The organism is Enterobacter sp. RHBSTW-00318 (assembly GCF_014101375.1).
In the GTDB taxonomy this organism is placed as follows: domain Bacteria; phylum Pseudomonadota; class Gammaproteobacteria; order Enterobacterales; family Enterobacteriaceae; genus Enterobacter; species Enterobacter ludwigii.
This window is the reverse complement of sequence record NZ_JABXQH010000001.1, coordinates 4,302,349-4,317,985: the sequence shown is the minus strand read 5'-3', so window position 1 is coordinate 4,317,985 and position 15,637 is coordinate 4,302,349. Positions and strand designations below refer to the sequence as shown.

Genomic DNA, 15,637 nt, shown 5'->3' with positions numbered 1-15,637 from the left:
AAAAATCTTATTTCCGCTATAAGCCAACTTCAGCTCTCTATAATCAGGTGGACTCTGTTTTTAAATGCGTACCACAAGATACGCGGAGCGATGAAACGTGAAATATTTCTTTATGGGCATTTCGGTGATTGTTTTAGTCTGGGCCGGAACGTTTGCCCTGATGATCTAGTGAAGAACATGCAGTCAAAAAAACAGGAGCCGATGGCTCCTGTTTTTTTATGTCATGATGACGCGTGAGGTTCGGTGACGCTTTTCGATGAGAGAAGTCCATCGGCGCGGAACATACTCTTGATGCCCCTCACCGCCTGGCGGATGCGGTCACTGTTTTCAATCAGAGCGAATCGCACATGGGTGTCGCCATAATCACCAAAGCCAATGCCCGGCGAGACACATACCTTCGCGTCCTGCAGCAGCTTTTTGGCAAACTCCAGCGATCCCATTGCCGCATACGGCTCCGGAATTTTAGCCCAGACGTACATGGACGCTTTCGGCATGTCCACCATCCAGCCCGCTTCATGCAACCCTTTGACCAGCACATCACGGCGACGCTTATACTGCGCAGCAATCTCATGCACACACTGCTGATCGCCTTCAAGTGCTGCAATAGCCGCGACCTGAAGCGGGGTAAAGGTACCGTAGTCGTGATAACTCTTGATGCGCGCCAGGGCATTCACCAGCGTCTTGTTGCCCACCATAAAGCCGATGCGCCAGCCAGCCATGTTGTAGCTTTTCGACAGCGTAAAGAACTCAACCGCCACATCGCGTGCGCCAGGAACCTGCATAATCGAAGGGGCTTTCCAGCCGTCATAGACAATATCGGCATAGGCTAAATCATGCACCACCAGCACGTCGTAACGTTTAGCCAGGGCGACCACTTTTTCAAAGAAATCGAGCTCTACGCACTGCGCCGTCGGGTTCGACGGAAAACCGAGGATCATCATCTTAGGTTTCGGGTAGCTTTCGCGAATCGCACGTTCCAGTTCGTTAAAGAAATCGACCCCTTCCACCAGTGGTACGGAGCGAACCTGCGCTCCGGCAATCACGGCGCCATAGATGTGAATCGGGTAGCTCGGATTGGGCACCAGTACGGTATCACCATGATCCAGAGTCGCCAGCATCAGGTGCGCCAGACCCTCTTTTGAGCCGATGGTGACAATCGCCTCGCTTTCAGGGTCGATATCGACCTGGTAGCGATCCTGATACCAGCGAGAAATTGCACGACGTAATCGAGGAATACCGCGAGAGGTAGAGTAGCCGTGCGTATCCGGACGCTGAGCAACCGTACATAATTTCTCAACAATATGCGGCGGTGTTGGGCCGTCAGGGTTACCCATGCTGAAATCAATAATGTCTTCACCGCGCCGACGCGCAGCCATTTTCAGTTCAGCAGTGATGTTGAATACATAAGGGGGGAGACGATCGATACGCGTAAAACGGCGTTCAGGACTGAATTCAGCCATAGATTCCTCAGATTAACGTTAGCGCCCGGACCGTCCGAGCGACGCTGCCACCGATGTGGCATGTTTAGAAAATAACCTGAAAAAAATCATGCTGTCGAGAGGGAAATGAAAAAAAAGAGTGCGCGCTAAAATCGGAACCCTGCTGTATTGAAAAGCGGAAGCGTCCGAAGTGACAGCCTCTTTCTGATATCTGTTGTGTAACACGATGATATCAAAACCGTTACCTGCTCAGGCGTTATCACAAAAAAATCGGGAGACTTCAGCCCTCTCCTGATAATCCCCTTTGCAAAACAGGGTTTTTCCCCATTTGATAAACCTGACGGATAGCTGGTCAATACGCGCCAGGTTTTTTATCATGGTTCTTTCCCGTTTTCCCTGGTCTACTCGTGCACGAAATATTCAATATGCTGCTGGCGGTTTTTGACCGCGCGGCATTAATGCTGATTTGCCTGTTTTTCCTTATCCGCATTCGCCTGTTCCGCGAGCTTTTGCACAAGTCTGCGCACTCGCCAAAAGAGCTGCTGGCCGTCACCGCGATCTTCTCGCTGTTCGCGTTGTTCAGCACCTGGTCCGGCGTGCCGGTCGAGGGATCGCTGGTTAACGTGCGTATCATTGCCGTCATGTCCGGCGGGATTTTGTTTGGCCCGTGGGTCGGCGTCATCACCGGACTGATTGCCGGTACGCACCGTTACCTGATTGATATCGGTGGCGTGACGGCAATTCCCTGTTTTATTACCAGTATTATTGCCGGGGTACTGTCAGGATGGATTAACCGCAAGATCACAAAAAAGCAGCGCTGGCGCGCCGGGATCATCGCCGGCATGGTGTGCGAAACGCTGACCATGATCCTGGTGGTGGTGTGGGCCCCCACTATCGCACTGGGGCTGGATATCGTTTCGAAAATCGGTATTCCCATGATCCTCGGCAGCGTCTGCATCGGTTTTATCGTGCTGCTGGTACAAAGCGTTGAGGGAGAAAAAGAGGCCAGTGCCGCGCGTCAGGCCAAGCTGGCGCTGGATATCGCCAACAAAACGCTGCCACTCTTCCGCCATGTGAACGCGGAGTCGTTACGTCAGGTCTGCGATATTATCCGCCGCGATATTCATGCCGATGCGGTCGCCATTACCAATAACGACCACGTACTGGCTTACGTCGGCGTCGGGGAACACAATTACCGCGATAATGACGATACCATTAGCCCCACCACCCGACAGGCGATCAACTACGGTAAAATCATCATTAAGAACAATGATGAAGCTCACCGAACGCCGGAAATCCACTCCATGCTGGTGATTCCGCTGTGGGAAAAAGGCGTGGTAACGGGCACGCTAAAAATCTACTACTGCCACGCGCACCAGATCACCTCCACGCTTCAGGAGATGGCCATCGGCCTGTCGCAAATTATCTCTACCCAGCTGGAAGTTTCCCGTGCAGAACAGCTGCGCGAGATGGCAAATAAGGCAGAACTGCGCGCGCTTCAGAGCAAAATCAATCCTCATTTTCTGTTTAACGCGCTGAACGCCATCTCGTCCTCCATCCGGATGAATCCGGACACCGCGCGTCAGCTTATATTCAATCTGTCGCGCTACCTGCGCTACAACATTGAACTGAACGATGACGAGCAGATCGACATCAAAAAAGAGCTGTATCAGATCAAGGACTATATTGCGATTGAGCAGGCCCGTTTTGGCGACAAGCTCACGGTGATTTACGATATCGATGAAGAGGTCAACTGTGTGATCCCAAGCCTGCTGATCCAGCCGCTGGTGGAAAACGCGATTGTTCACGGCATTCAGCCGTGTAAAGGTAAAGGCGTGGTCACCATCAGCGTAACCGAAAGCGGTAACCGCGTGCGCATTGCCGTGCGCGATACCGGCCACGGTATTGATCCAAAAGTCATTGAGCGCGTGGAGTCTAACGAAATGCCGGGCAATAAAATTGGACTGCTGAACGTGCACCATCGGGTCAAGCTGTTGTTCGGCGACGGACTGCACATTCACCGTCTCGAACCCGGTACCGAAATTGCTTTTTACGTCCCGAATGAACGCTCCCCCGTTCATGCGGCGACATCACTGTTGCCATAGGCCGGAGTAATCAATGAAAGTCATCATCGTGGAAGATGAAATTCTGGCTCAACAGGAGCTGAGCTGGCTTATCAAAACGCACAGCCAGATGGAGATTGTGGGTACCTTTGAGGATGGTCTGGACGTGCTCAAGTTCTTGCAGCACAACCGGGTCGACGCCATTTTTCTGGATATCAACATTCCATCACTGGACGGCGTATTACTGGCGCAAAATATTAATCAGTTTGCTCATAAGCCGTTTATTGTTTTCGTTACCGCCTGGAAAGAGCACGCCGTAGAAGCCTTCGAACTGGAAGCGTTTGACTATATTCTGAAGCCTTACCAGGAATCGCGTATTGTCAGCATGCTGCGAAAGCTGGAAGCCGCATGGCAACAACAGGCCACGCCTGCTAACGCAAGCCCGGCGATACGTGAAAACGACACCATAAACCTGGTCAAGGATGAACGCATCATCGTGACGCCTATCGACGATATCTACTATGCCGAAGCGCACGAGAAGATGACGTTTGTCTATACACGGCGTGAATCGTACGTGATGGCAATGAACATCACCGAGTTTTGCAACAAACTGCCGGCGGCGCACTTTTTCCGCTGCCACCGTTCGTTTTGCGTCAATCTAAACAAGATCCGCGAGATCGAACCGTGGTTTAACAACACCTATATTTTGCGTCTGAAGGATCTTGATTTTCAGGTCCCGGTGAGTCGCAGCAAGGTGAAAGAGTTCCGCCAGCTGATGCATCTGTAAAAATCCCCTCTCCCGCAGGAGAGGGATAGTCGTCAGAGGATTTGACCCAGTACCTGACGCAGGTGCGCGCCCGAGCCAAGTAGGCCTGGGTTATCGTGCACAATCAGGTACACAGGGATGTCCTGCACATAGCTTCTGAAGCGACCTTTGTCTTCAAACGCACCGCGGAAGCCTGAGGCTGTAAAGAAGTCAAGGAAACGCGGTACGATCCCGCCCGCGATATAAACTCCCCCGAAGGTGCCCAGCGTCAGCGCCAGGTTGCCGCCAAACCGCCCCATGATCACACAGAACAGCGACAGCGCACGGCGACAGTCGATGCAGCTGTCCGCCAGCGCGCGTTCGGTCACATCTTTTGGCTGCAGATTCTCCGGCAGACGGCCGTCTGATTTTACAATCGCACGGTACAGATTCACCAGACCCGGACCGGAAAGCACGCGCTCGGCGGAGACGTGGCCGATTTCAGCACGCAGCTCTTCGAGGATAATGCCCTCTTCTTCGCTGTTGGGCGCAAAGTCCACGTGACCGCCCTCACCCGGCAGGCTTACCCAACGCTGGTCGACGTGAACCAGATGTGAAACGCCAAGACCGGTACCGGCACCGTAGACCGCAATCGGCTTACCTTCTACTGGCGCTGTACCGCCAAACTGAATCAGATGCTCTGGCTTCAGCATCGGGATCGCCATGGACACGGCAGTAAAGTCATTGATGATTTCAAGATGCGAAAAACCCAGGTTTTTTTTCATCTCAGCGATGGAAAATGCCCAGACATGGTTGGTCATCGCCACCCAGTCACCGGTAATCGGGCAGGCAATGGCGATACATCCGTCTTCGATGCTCACCTGTTGCTCTTCAAGATAGACCCGAACAACGGCCTCAAGACTTGGATAATCCAGCCCTGAATAGGTTTTCGCCCGGGAAATTTCACCGCTATTTACATCGCATAGGGCAAGGCGAGCATTCGTGCCGCCCACATCGCCTACCAAAGCATACTTTGTCATTCTTCTACTGCTCCGCTAAAGTCAGAATAAATCTTTGGGACACTGTAAGTTCAAGGCGTGATAACAACAACGACCGGAAGGTGAATGCCCGTGGATTATCGATCTTCGTCACAGAATAACTTTACCGTTTCAGCACCTTTTGCACTATTGCCATAAAGCTGATTGTGCAAAGTAACGTAATAGCGTTTTGTACAAGGAAATCATCATGCTCCATCCGCGAGCCAGAACCATGCTCTTACTGGCAATACCGGCGCTGATTATTGGCGTTGCCTCAAGTCTGGTGCTCATTGTCGTGATGAAAGTCGCGTCGGTGTTGCAGGCGATGTTATGGACGGCGCTTCCTGCACAACTGGGCGTCAGCGTGGATTCGCCGGGATGGATCATGTTGATGCTGACGCTCACCGGCGTTGCGGTGGGTCTGGTGATCCGCTTTAGCCCCGGGCACGCCGGGCCGGACCCGGCGCTTGAGCCACTGATCGGTGCGCCCGTTCCCCCCTCGGCGCTGCCGGGGCTGATTATCGCGTTGATCCTGGGTCTGGCGGGCGGTGTCAGCCTTGGTCCTGAACACCCCATCATGGCGGTAAACATTGGTATGGCGGTCTTTCTCGGTTCGCGCATTTTACCCCGGGTCGGTGCGCTGGACTGGACCATCCTCGCCTCTGCAGGCACCATCGGGGCGCTTTTCGGCACGCCCGTTGCCGCCGCCCTTATTTTTTCTCAGACGCTTACCAGCAATAACGACGTCCCGCTCTGGGATAAACTCTTTGCGCCGCTGATGGCCGCTGCGGCTGGTGCGCTCACGACCAGTCTGTTTTTCCATCCTCATTTCTCACTCTCTCTGCCCCACTACGGTCAGATGCATATTGCCGATATTTTCAGCGGTGCCATCGTCGTCGCGATCGCCATTGCACTCGGGATGATTGCGGTATGGTGCCTTCCGCGCCTGCACCGTCTGGTGCACCGGCTGAAGCACCCGGTGCTGATTCTGGGGGCGGGTGGTCTGATGCTGGGCGTATTAGGGGCTATCGGCGGAACAGTAACGCTGTTTAAAGGCCTTGATGAAATGCAGCAGTTGGCTTTCAGCCAGGTGTTCAGCGTGTCTGATTACCTGCTGTTTGCGCTGGTTAAACTGGCGGCGCTGGTGGTGGCTGCAGCATGTGGGTTCCGCGGTGGGCGTATCTTCCCGGCGGTGTTTATCGGCGTGGCGCTGGGGCTGATGCTGCATGAGCATGTGGATGCGGTGCCGGCAGCGATAACGGTCTCTTGCTCAATTCTGGGGCTGGTGCTGGTGGTGACGCGCGATGCGTGGCTGAGCCTGTTTATGGCGGCGGTAGTGGTGCCGGATTCAACGCTCTTCCCCCTGCTCTGTATCGTGATGTTGCCCGCCTGGCTCCTGCTGGCGGGCAAACCGATGATGATGGCCTGGCGAAACGACAAGTAATCAGGCGTTATTACGCGCTTCCAGAGCTTTGGTAAGCGCCCCGAGCAGCGGCGGGATATCCGCTTTCGGGAGCATCACCTCAATCAACGAGAGCCGCTCGTGGTGCGCCACTTTTTCAAGTACGTCCGCCAGCTGTTCCGCTTCACTGACCCGCCAGCACTCAGACTGAGGATCGAGGCTCAACGCCTGCGGAATGTGCGTCCAGTTCCACAAAGCAATGTCGTTATACCGCTGCTCCGCCCCATGGATAGCCCTTTCAACCGTGTATCCTTCGTTGTTGAGCACCAGAATAATGGGGTGCTGTTTATCACGCAGCATCGAGCCTAGTTCCTGAATGGTGAGCTGGGCCGCGCCATCCCCCGTCAGCACAATCACGCGCCGGTTCGGGCATGCGGTTTGTGCACCAAACGCCGCCGCCAGCGTGTAACCAATCGAGCCCCACAGCGGCTGGACGATAAAGTTCACATCAGCCGGTAAACGCAGATCAATCGCGCCGAAGGCCGAAGTTCCCTGGTCGGCAAGGATAATGTCCCCCGGGCGAATAAAGGTTTGCAACGTTCTCCAGAAATTCTCCTGGGTAAGCGAACCGTCCGGCTGCGGGAACGGTATTGCGCCGGATGATGACGACATAAGGCCAGCATGCACGTGCTGTTTGCAGAGTTCGACCAGCGTCTCAATCGCCTGGTTCATTGGGATGCCGGTAAACCAGACATCCCCGACGCGTGCGGCATGCGGCTGAACTTCAATGGTCTGCGCCGGGGTAAGCTGGTGCGTGAACCCGGCCGTCAGGGTATCGGTAAAACGCGTGCCAACACACAATACCGTGTCAGCCCCTTCAATCGCCTCTTTTACCGCGCCAGTGCTGGCTGAACCACTGTATGTGCCGTAAAAACCCGCCTGACGCTCGTCGAATATCCCTTTCCCCATCAGCATGGTGGCATGGGCCATCGGTACCTCTTTCACCCACTTCTGTAGCGCATGTTTCAGGCCATGGCGCAGAACAAGGAAGTCGGCCAGCAGCGCGGTACGTTTGCTCATCGCCAGTTTGTTCTCAGCAGCATCCCGGAACGCTTTCAGGCAGGCGCTATCGGCATGAGCCTGCTTATGAGTGAGAGCGTTTACAGGCGGCGTGGCGGCTTTTTTTGCCACATCGGCGGGTAACATCAGATAACCGGGGCGGCGTTCCCGAAGCATGGTTGTCAACACACGGTCGATTTCATAACAGGCATTTTGTTCGGTAAGGACCGCCTGTGCGACGGTGATCGGCTCGCTCATATGATAAAAGTGACGGAACTCCCCATCCCCCAACGTATGATGCAGCAACTCTCCCCTTTGCTGTGCCGCCGTACCCGGCGCCCCCACAATATGTAAAACCGGGACATGCTCGGCATAGCTGCCGGCAATGCCGTTCATGGCACTTAACTCCCCAACGCCGAATGTGGTCAGTAGCGCGGCAAAGCCCTTACATCGGGCGTATCCGTCAGCGGCATAGGATGCGTTCAGCTCATTGGCACAGCCCACCCAACAAATATCCGGGCTGTCTATTACGTGGTCGAGAAACTGCAGGTTATAGTCGCCCGGCACGCCAAACAGATGATCGGCACCACAATCTGTAAGACGGTCCAGCAGGTAATCGGCGACGCAGTATGGGGTTCGCATAACAGGTGTCCTTCTGACGTTGACCTCACTTTGAGTATTAAAGAAGCGTGATGGCTGTCCAGAATTGGTCGTAAGAAGGGCATGGAAAGAATGCTTTACAAAAAAGGCTGCGCTATGCTCTTTTTTTTCATGTAAATGTAAACGTATACACTGATTTTTCCTTTCAGCGCCAGAGGGCATCAGAATGGGTTACCAGCCGGACAAAAATCGTTATCAGACAATGCAGTATCGCCGCTGCGGGCAAAGCGGACTCAGGTTGCCCGCTATCTCACTCGGGTTGTGGCACAATTTTGGCGACGCCACGCTTGTCGAAAACAGCCGTCAACTTTTACAACGCGCGTTCGATCTGGGTATTACGCATTTCGACCTTGCCAATAATTACGGTCCTCCTCCCGGCTCAGCCGAACGTAACTTCGGTCGCATTTTGCAGGAAGATTTCCTGCCATGGCGCGACGAGCTGATCATCTCGACCAAAGCGGGTTATACCATGTGGGATGGCCCCTACGGCGACTGGGGGTCACGCAAATATCTGGTTGCCAGCCTGGATCAAAGCCTGAAGCGTATGGGGCTGGAATATGTGGATATCTTCTATCATCACCGTCCTGACCCACAAACGCCACTGCTGGAAACCATGAAAGCGCTTGACCATGTGGTGCGCCAGGGAAAAGCCCTTTACGTCGGGTTATCAAATTACCCTGCAGAACAGGCCCGCAAGGCTATCGATATCCTGAATGACCTTGGGACGCCGTGTCTGATCCACCAGCCGAAATATTCGATGTTTGAACGTGCGCCAGAGGAAGGCCTGCTGGACGTGCTGCTGGAAAAAGGCGTCGGCTGCATTCCCTTCTCGCCGCTGGCGGGGGGACAGCTGACTAACCGCTACCTGAACGGTATTCCTGCAGACTCGCGTGCGGCAAGCGGCAGTAAGTTCCTTAGCCCCGATCAGATCACCGAAGAGAAGCTGGAGAAGGTTCGTCAACTGAACGCGCTGGCGGAAAACCGCGGCCAGAAACTGTCACAGATGGCCCTGGCCTGGATTTTACGCCACGAGTCGGTAACGTCAGTGCTGATTGGGGCCAGTAAAACTGCCCAGATTGACGATGCCGTGGCAATGCTGGAAAACCGCCATTTCTCGGCGGAAGAACTGGCAATCATTGATGGGATCCTGAACAGCTCAAAATAAAATCACTTTTAGCAAAAAGTGCTCTCATTCATGAATTAGGAGTTGAGGCGATGAAACGAGCCTTTACCAACTCGTAATATTGCGTTAACAGGCCCACAAAGGCCCCGATCGTGAAGGAGAAAGAGTATGTTCAGGTCACTGATTCTTGCAGCGGTATTACTGGCTTCGGCCCCGCTGATCGCCACTGCGGGCGAAATCACCCTGTTGCCATCAGTTAAATTACAAATTGGCGATCGTGACGACTACGGCAGATACTGGGACGGTGGCTACTGGCGCGACCGTGATTACTGGAACCGTCACTATGAGTGGCGCGGCGACCGCTGGCGCAGACATGATAATGGCCTGCATCGCGGCTGGTACAAAAACAACGCCTATGAGCGTGGTTACCGTGAAGGCTGGAACGATCGTGACGACCGCCGCGGTGGCTGGGGTCACGGTGGCAGAGGACACGGTGGTCACGGCCATCATCACTAATGCGTCATCACTAATGCATCATCAGTAATGCAAAAAGGAGCCTCCCGGCTCCTTTTTCTTTCGTTCAACGCGACGCTATAACCCCAGAGCAGTGCCGACCAGGAGCCACAGGTTCAACGACACCACTACCGCCACAATGACCCAACCGGTTCGTTTCACCAGCGTGCTGTTCACCAGTTCGCCCATCAGGCTTTTGTCACTGGTAAAGATCAGCAGCGGCACCAGTGCAAGCGCGATACCAAAACTCAGCAGTACCTGGCTCATGACCAGAATTCTCGTGGGATCCAGCCCCATCAGAATCACAACAAAGGAGGGCAGCATGGTCACGGAGCGACGAACCCAAAGCGGAATGTGGAAACGGACAAAGCCCTGCATCACCACCTGCCCTGCCAGCGTCCCCACAACCGTTGACGAGAGACCGGCCGCCACCAGGCTCAGCCCGAATATCGTGGCAGCAGCGTGGCTCAGTAACGGCTCCAGCGTAAGGTATGCCTGGTCGAGATCGGCAATACCGGTGTGACCGTTGAAATGGAAAGCGGCGGCAGCGGTCGCCATCATCGCCAGGTTCACAAAACCGGCAATGGTCATGGCGATCGCCACATCCCATTTCGTCGCAGAGTAACGCTCTTTGCGCGTCCCACCGTGCAGGTGCTGTGTCAGCGAGGAATGCAGGTAAATGACATGCGGCATGATGGTTGCGCCCAGCACCCCGGCGGCCAGGAACACCGCTTCAGAGGTTGGCAGGCTCGGGATAATCATCCCTTTGCTGAGCTGTGCCAGATTCGGCTGAGAGAAAATCAGCTCGACGATATAGGCCGCCGCCACAAACAGCAGCAGCCCGCCGATAACTTTTTCCAGCGGTTTTTGACCGCGACGCTGCAGCATCAGGATCAGGAAAGTGGCAATCCCGGTGAGCACCGCGCCCTGAAGCAGCGAGACGCCGAGGATCAATTTAAAACCAATCGCGGCCCCGATGAATTCGGCGAGGTCGGTTGCCATGGCGATAATTTCCGCCTGAACCCAGTAAAGCCATACCGCCGGACGCGGATAATGATCGCGAATTTGTTCAGCCAGGTTTTTGCCCGTGGCAATCCCCAGCTTCGCAGACAGCATCTGGATCAACATGGCCATCAGGTTAGCCCACACGACCACCCAGAGCAGCTTATAGCCGAAGCTGGCCCCGGCCTGAATATTGGTCGCAAAGTTACCTGGATCGATATAGCCGATGGCAGCAATGAACGCAGGTCCCATTAACGCGAACCGCAACTTGCGCGCTGCTCTGCCACTGCTACCCTCTACGCGACTGTTTGTCATTTCTGCCTCTGGAAATATAGCCTTTGCTATGTTTAATGCTATCAAAATGAGAATGATTATCAAGATCATTTAGTGAGTTTATAGTGATTTCTCTGATAGCTTTGAACAATAGACGGGCGGGTAAGGTGGGGCGATCTAACAAAACCTGCAATCGCGCACGCTTTTGTGAAGACTAGCACACAAACTTAACTTTTCACGCATTTACCTAACATAACAAAAATGTATTGTGGATCACTAATTTTGAGACTCGTCACAGGATGTAACTATAGTGTGTCCTTGATCTCGTTTTCTTTTCGCTTGTTACATAGAATGTGCACGAAAATTAAACCTGCCTCATATTTGGAGCAAATATGGACCGCGTCCTTCATTTTGTCCTGGCACTCGTTGTCGTTACTGCGCTTGCGTTACTGGTCAGCCATGACCGTAAAAAAATCCGCATCCGCTTTGTTGTTCAGCTTCTCGTTATTGAAGTTTTGCTCGCGTGGTTCTTCCTGAACTCCAACGTGGGGCTTGGCTTCGTAAAAGGCTTCTCCGAAATGTTCGAAAAACTGCTCGGATTCGCCAACGAAGGGACGAACTTTGTCTTCGGTAAAATGAACGACGAAGGTCTGGCGTTCTTCTTCCTGAAGGTACTGTGCCCTATCGTCTTCATCTCTGCGCTGATCGGTATTCTGCAACACATTCGTGTGCTGCCCGTCGTTATCCGCGCCATTGGTACCGTACTCTCCAAAGTTAACGGCATGGGTAAACTGGAATCGTTCAACGCCGTCAGCTCCCTGATCCTGGGTCAGTCTGAGAACTTCATCGCCTATAAAGACATCCTCGGTAAGATGTCCCGCAACCGCATGTACACCATGGCAGCCACCGCAATGTCTACCGTCTCCATGTCTATCGTGGGTGCGTATATGACGATGCTGGAACCTAAATACGTGGTTGCCGCGCTGGTCTTGAACATGTTCAGTACCTTTATCGTTCTCTCTCTGATCAACCCGTACCGTGTTGACGAAGGCGAAGAAAACCTGCAGATGGCAAATCTGCATGAAGGTCAGAGCTTCTTCGAAATGCTGGGTGAGTACATTCTGGCTGGTTTCAAAGTGGCGATTATCGTTGCGGCGATGCTGATCGGCTTTATTGCCCTGATTTCTGCTCTGAACGCCCTGTTCGCAGCGGTTCTGGGTATCTCCTTCCAGGGCATTCTGGGCTACATCTTCTACCCGGTTGCCTGGGTGATGGGTGTTCCTGCACATGAAGCGCTGCAGGTAGGCAGTATCATGGCGACTAAACTGGTCTCTAACGAATTCGTTGCGATGATGGATCTGCAGAAAATTGCCAGCACGCTCTCGCCACGCGCGGAAGGCATCCTGTCCGTGTTCCTGGTCTCCTTCGCTAACTTCTCTTCCATCGGTATTATCGCCGGTGCGATTAAAGGTCTGAATGAAGAACAGGGTAACGTGGTTTCTCGCTTCGGTCTGAAGCTGGTTTACGGTTCTACGCTGGTGAGCGTACTGTCTGCCTCTATTGCGGCACTGGTACTGTAACACCTGCAGCGAAATAAAAACCGGGAGCTCAGCTCCCGGTTTTTTTATGTCCGTAATTCATTAAGCGGTTTGGGTTTGCCAATCAGGTAACCCTGCAGATAGTCGACCCCGAAGTGAAACAGCTTCTCCCGCTGTTCCGGCGTTTCAACATATTCGGCCACCACACTCAGTGATTTCGTCTTCGCCAGGTTGCAAATCGACTGCACGATCATCGCATCCATATCGTCGGTACAGATATCTTTCACAAAGCACCCGTCAATTTTGATGATGTCCGCCTGCAAACGTCTGAGACGTTCGTAGTTGGCATATCCGGTGCCGAAATCATCAATCGCGATCCGGAAACCGCAGTCCCGCAACTGCTGAATGTTTTTGATACTGCTGCCCGAATTAGAGAAAGCCTGCTCTTCGGTGATCTCAATCACCACCGCCTGTGGTGCTACGCCATAGCGTTCAAAGAGCGAGCAAATCTCGATGGCCACCTCTTTTTGCATCAACGTCAGGGGCATCAGATTGACAGAAAAACGCACTCCGGCATGCGTCGCTGGATGATCGCGCAGCCACACCAGTAATTTTTCCATCACACACATGTCGAAGCGGTGGCTCAGGTTAAACTGGGCAATCAGCGGTATAAAGCGGTCTGGGGTGATGATCTCGCCCTCGCTTTCCATGCGCGTCAGTATTTCGTAATACCCGCTACCATCTGCCTTTTGGATTGGCTGGGCGTATAAATGAAACTGTCCGGCATCCAGAGCATGTTTAATGCGCGCTAACATCAAAACCCGCTCGGTTGTTTGTCCTGATGCCACCTCGAGGCTATTGGTGAGCGCCAGTACATTATGCGCTCCGCAAGATTGCTCAGCCAGCCAGCTGAGCTGCCCCAGCGTATGGTGTAACTTCTCACCGTTTTCAACCATTCCCCAGGAAGCGCCAAATTCAATATCCAGCCCGGTGTTGTTCCAGACAATCTTACGGCTGTTCAGCTGATCGACCATATGCTGCAGGCGCTCAGCGGTTCCCGGCCCCAGCAATACCAGCACCAGTTCGCTGCCCGGGAGCTGGAAAAGCCGCTCATCTTTTTGCAAAAATGGCTGCAGCGAGGTGGTCACCATCCGTTTGCAATGCACCCGCATAAGAATGCCGTAGTGACGACTCAAGAACTCGAGGTTGTCCATTCGCAGACAGCACACTTTGGCATCAGGGTGGTCCTGCAAAAAATCTTCCAGTGCACGAATGTTCGGTAAACCGGTCAGCGGATCGGTTAGCGCCCTGTCCTGCCAGTCCTGCTTCAGCCACTCGCTGCGCTGATAAATCCGCGACATGTAGAGCAAACAGATGGCGAAAGAGATAAGGACAGACAAAATAAAGGAGAGCGAATGGCCTGACTCCACGCCATTGAGGAAATTATAGTTATAGGTCAACAGCAGAAGTGCGGATGCCGCCCAGAAAAGAGAAATGAGCGCGTAGCTCAGGCGGCTGATCCCTAACGTAAAGAGAATAAAAATCACTGGCATTAAATAGCCCGCAATAATAGGTGACTCAAAAGGAGCACATAAAATTGCGAGGATGACGATTAAAAGCATCAGCCAGACTAATATATATAGCGATTTCTTTTGAAAAAACACGGGCTTCACACTGCGTCGCCAGAAGGTGATGGCATAACGTGGATTAATTATCATTCTTAACGGGTAATAGAACATCATGGTAAATATCAACGCCGCGCAGATCAGACTTTGTATATCGACTACGTTATAAATTGCGGTACCTTCACCGAAGAAGGTTGAGATAGTAACCGGGAAATGGAACAAATAACCTGCCAGGTACATCGACACTTTTATGCCTATCGGTACCATAAAGCCGAGCCAAAATATCCGTAACCCAATATGCTGGCTCGGCACGCAGTAGCGCCAGCGCTTGCCCAGTATGATCCTGAGGATGCCGCACCCCGCAAACACCGAGAACGTCTGACAGAACAATAAAACTGAATATTGTAGCGGTGCTAAATCAATGCTGAATATATTAGTGATAGTAAAACTTAACAGAACAGGAATAACCGCCCGACGCCCAAATACCAGAATAACCGCCAGCATTACGCTTAAAGGCAGCCATGCTAAATATACGTCATGACCATTAACAACAGCGCGCGGAGAGATATAACGGGAGAATGGCACCGCAACCAGGCAAAGCGCCAGGGCAGTTATAAATATCTTTACATTATTGTAAGTTTTTCTATTCATTAAGTTAGATAATCTATTTTCCATTCGTATCATTGACCGGATGGATAATAGGTTTATTAATTGCGCGAATCAAGTTGAAGTCTATTTATAGACCGCTTTATTGATTTTGATTGAGGTGAGGTACAAAAATACCTCTATTTCAGCAACAAATCAGGGTGAAGAGTTTTACAAAAGCATAAAAAAACCCCCGTCTTTCGACGAGGGTTCAAATTTTGGTGGAGCTAAGCGGGATCGAACCGCTGACCTCTTGCATGCCATGCAAGCGCTCTCCCAGCTGAGCTATAGCCCCACATGTTGACTTTACTGACCGCACTCTGTTGGGTTCAGAGTGTGGTGGAGCTAAGCGGGATCGAACCGCTGACCTCTTGCATGCCATGCAAGCGCTCTCCCAGCTGAGCTATAGCCCCATCGTAAAGCTGTCATGTTGACGGGCGGCATAATATGAATTCCGCTGCGGAGTGTCAACGGCAAAATCAATGACGGCGGTTCAATCGCCGAAAAATCATG

General features: G+C 52.9%; 12 protein-coding genes and 2 tRNA genes. 7 read left to right on the top strand and 7 right to left on the bottom strand.

Annotated elements, in window-relative coordinates; genetic code table 11:
- Window positions 1-97 precede the first annotated feature (97 nt).
- Window positions 98-169, top strand: coding sequence for a membrane protein YpdK (gene ypdK / locus HV157_RS21260; protein WP_099458937.1), 72 nt, complete (start codon window positions 98-100; stop codon window positions 167-169).
- A gap of 52 nt (window positions 170-221) precedes the next feature.
- Here the strand turns inward: ypdK and alaC are convergent, their stop codons facing one another.
- Entirely contained in the window at window positions 222-1,460 is a 1,239-nt protein-coding gene (alaC, locus tag HV157_RS21255; protein ID WP_014171059.1) for an alanine transaminase, read from the bottom strand.
- A 386-nt stretch (window positions 1,461-1,846) separates the two neighbouring features.
- On the opposite strand from alaC, the gene HV157_RS21250 reads away from it, so the two are divergent.
- Window positions 1,847-3,544 carry a sensor histidine kinase gene (locus tag HV157_RS21250; protein WP_182378532.1) on the top strand — a complete coding sequence of 566 codons (1,698 nt, stop codon included), beginning with the start codon at window positions 1,847-1,849 and terminating at the stop codon, window positions 3,542-3,544.
- Between the two features lie 13 nt (window positions 3,545-3,557).
- A complete protein-coding gene (locus tag HV157_RS21245) occupies window positions 3,558-4,289 on the top strand; it encodes a LytTR family DNA-binding domain-containing protein (RefSeq protein ID WP_020883103.1) in 732 nt (243 codons plus the stop codon).
- Between the two features lie 32 nt (window positions 4,290-4,321).
- Here the strand turns inward: HV157_RS21245 and glk are convergent, their stop codons facing one another.
- Entirely contained in the window at window positions 4,322-5,287 is a 966-nt protein-coding gene (gene glk / locus HV157_RS21240; protein WP_014171063.1) for a glucokinase, read from the bottom strand.
- Between the two features lie 205 nt (window positions 5,288-5,492).
- On the opposite strand from glk, the gene HV157_RS21235 reads away from it, so the two are divergent.
- Window positions 5,493-6,728, top strand: a complete 1,236-nt coding sequence (locus tag HV157_RS21235) for an ion channel protein (RefSeq protein ID WP_047356581.1) — start codon at window positions 5,493-5,495, stop codon at window positions 6,726-6,728.
- On the opposite strand, the gene ipdC is transcribed toward HV157_RS21235, so the two are convergent.
- Complete coding sequence (gene ipdC / locus HV157_RS21230; protein ID WP_040018082.1) at window positions 6,729-8,387, bottom strand: indolepyruvate decarboxylase; 1,659 nt, start codon at window positions 8,385-8,387, stop codon at window positions 6,729-6,731. It lies immediately after the preceding gene.
- 184 nt (window positions 8,388-8,571) lie between these two features.
- Here ipdC and mgrA point away from each other — a divergent pair, with 184 nt between their 5' ends.
- Both mgrA and HV157_RS21220 read left to right on the top strand, forming a co-directional pair.
- On the top strand, window positions 8,572-9,570 hold the full coding sequence (gene mgrA, locus HV157_RS21225; RefSeq protein ID WP_182268918.1) for an L-glyceraldehyde 3-phosphate reductase: 999 nt from the start codon (window positions 8,572-8,574) through the stop codon (window positions 9,568-9,570).
- A 126-nt stretch (window positions 9,571-9,696) separates the two neighbouring features.
- A complete protein-coding gene (locus HV157_RS21220) occupies window positions 9,697-10,044 on the top strand; it encodes a DUF2502 domain-containing protein (protein ID WP_014171067.1) in 348 nt (115 codons plus the stop codon).
- A gap of 75 nt (window positions 10,045-10,119) precedes the next feature.
- On the opposite strand, the gene HV157_RS21215 is transcribed toward HV157_RS21220, so the two are convergent.
- Window positions 10,120-11,358, bottom strand: a complete 1,239-nt coding sequence (locus HV157_RS21215) for an Nramp family divalent metal transporter (protein ID WP_020883097.1) — start codon at window positions 11,356-11,358, stop codon at window positions 10,120-10,122.
- Window positions 11,359-11,708: 350 nt separating this feature from the next.
- Here HV157_RS21215 and HV157_RS21210 point away from each other — a divergent pair, with 350 nt between their 5' ends.
- On the top strand, window positions 11,709-12,896 hold the full coding sequence (locus HV157_RS21210; protein ID WP_014171069.1) for a NupC/NupG family nucleoside CNT transporter: 1,188 nt from the start codon (window positions 11,709-11,711) through the stop codon (window positions 12,894-12,896).
- A gap of 44 nt (window positions 12,897-12,940) precedes the next feature.
- Here HV157_RS21210 and HV157_RS21205 read toward each other — a convergent pair whose 3' ends face one another.
- From HV157_RS21205 to HV157_RS21195, 3 genes are all read right to left on the bottom strand, one after another.
- Window positions 12,941-15,130 (bottom strand): EAL domain-containing protein, encoded by a 2,190-nt coding sequence (locus tag HV157_RS21205; protein ID WP_182268917.1) that lies wholly within the window; start codon window positions 15,128-15,130, stop codon window positions 12,941-12,943.
- Window positions 15,131-15,343: 213 nt separating this feature from the next.
- Window positions 15,344-15,419 (bottom strand) — tRNA-Ala (locus HV157_RS21200).
- Between the two features lie 42 nt (window positions 15,420-15,461).
- Window positions 15,462-15,537 (bottom strand) — tRNA-Ala (locus HV157_RS21195).
- Between the last annotated feature and the right edge of the window lie 100 nt (window positions 15,538-15,637).

Bases quoted from the DNA above. Each gene is read 5' to 3' on its own strand.
- alaC (WP_014171059.1), bottom strand. From the start codon at position 1,460: ATGGCTGAATTCAGTCCTGAACGCCGTTTTACGCGTATCGATCGTCTC.
- HV157_RS21245 (WP_020883103.1), top strand. From the start codon at position 3,558: ATGAAAGTCATCATCGTGGAAGATGAAATTCTGGCTCAACAGGAGCTG.
- glk (WP_014171063.1), bottom strand. From the start codon at position 5,287: ATGACAAAGTATGCTTTGGTAGGCGATGTGGGCGGCACGAATGCTCGC.
- HV157_RS21235 (WP_047356581.1), top strand. From the start codon at position 5,493: ATGCTCCATCCGCGAGCCAGAACCATGCTCTTACTGGCAATACCGGCG.
- ipdC (WP_040018082.1), bottom strand. From the start codon at position 8,387: ATGCGAACCCCATACTGCGTCGCCGATTACCTGCTGGACCGTCTTACA.
- mgrA (WP_182268918.1), top strand. From the start codon at position 8,572: ATGGGTTACCAGCCGGACAAAAATCGTTATCAGACAATGCAGTATCGC.
- HV157_RS21220 (WP_014171067.1), top strand. From the start codon at position 9,697: ATGTTCAGGTCACTGATTCTTGCAGCGGTATTACTGGCTTCGGCCCCG.
- HV157_RS21215 (WP_020883097.1), bottom strand. From the start codon at position 11,358: ATGACAAACAGTCGCGTAGAGGGTAGCAGTGGCAGAGCAGCGCGCAAG.
- HV157_RS21210 (WP_014171069.1), top strand. From the start codon at position 11,709: ATGGACCGCGTCCTTCATTTTGTCCTGGCACTCGTTGTCGTTACTGCG.
- HV157_RS21205 (WP_182268917.1), bottom strand. From the start codon at position 15,130: ATGAATAGAAAAACTTACAATAATGTAAAGATATTTATAACTGCCCTG.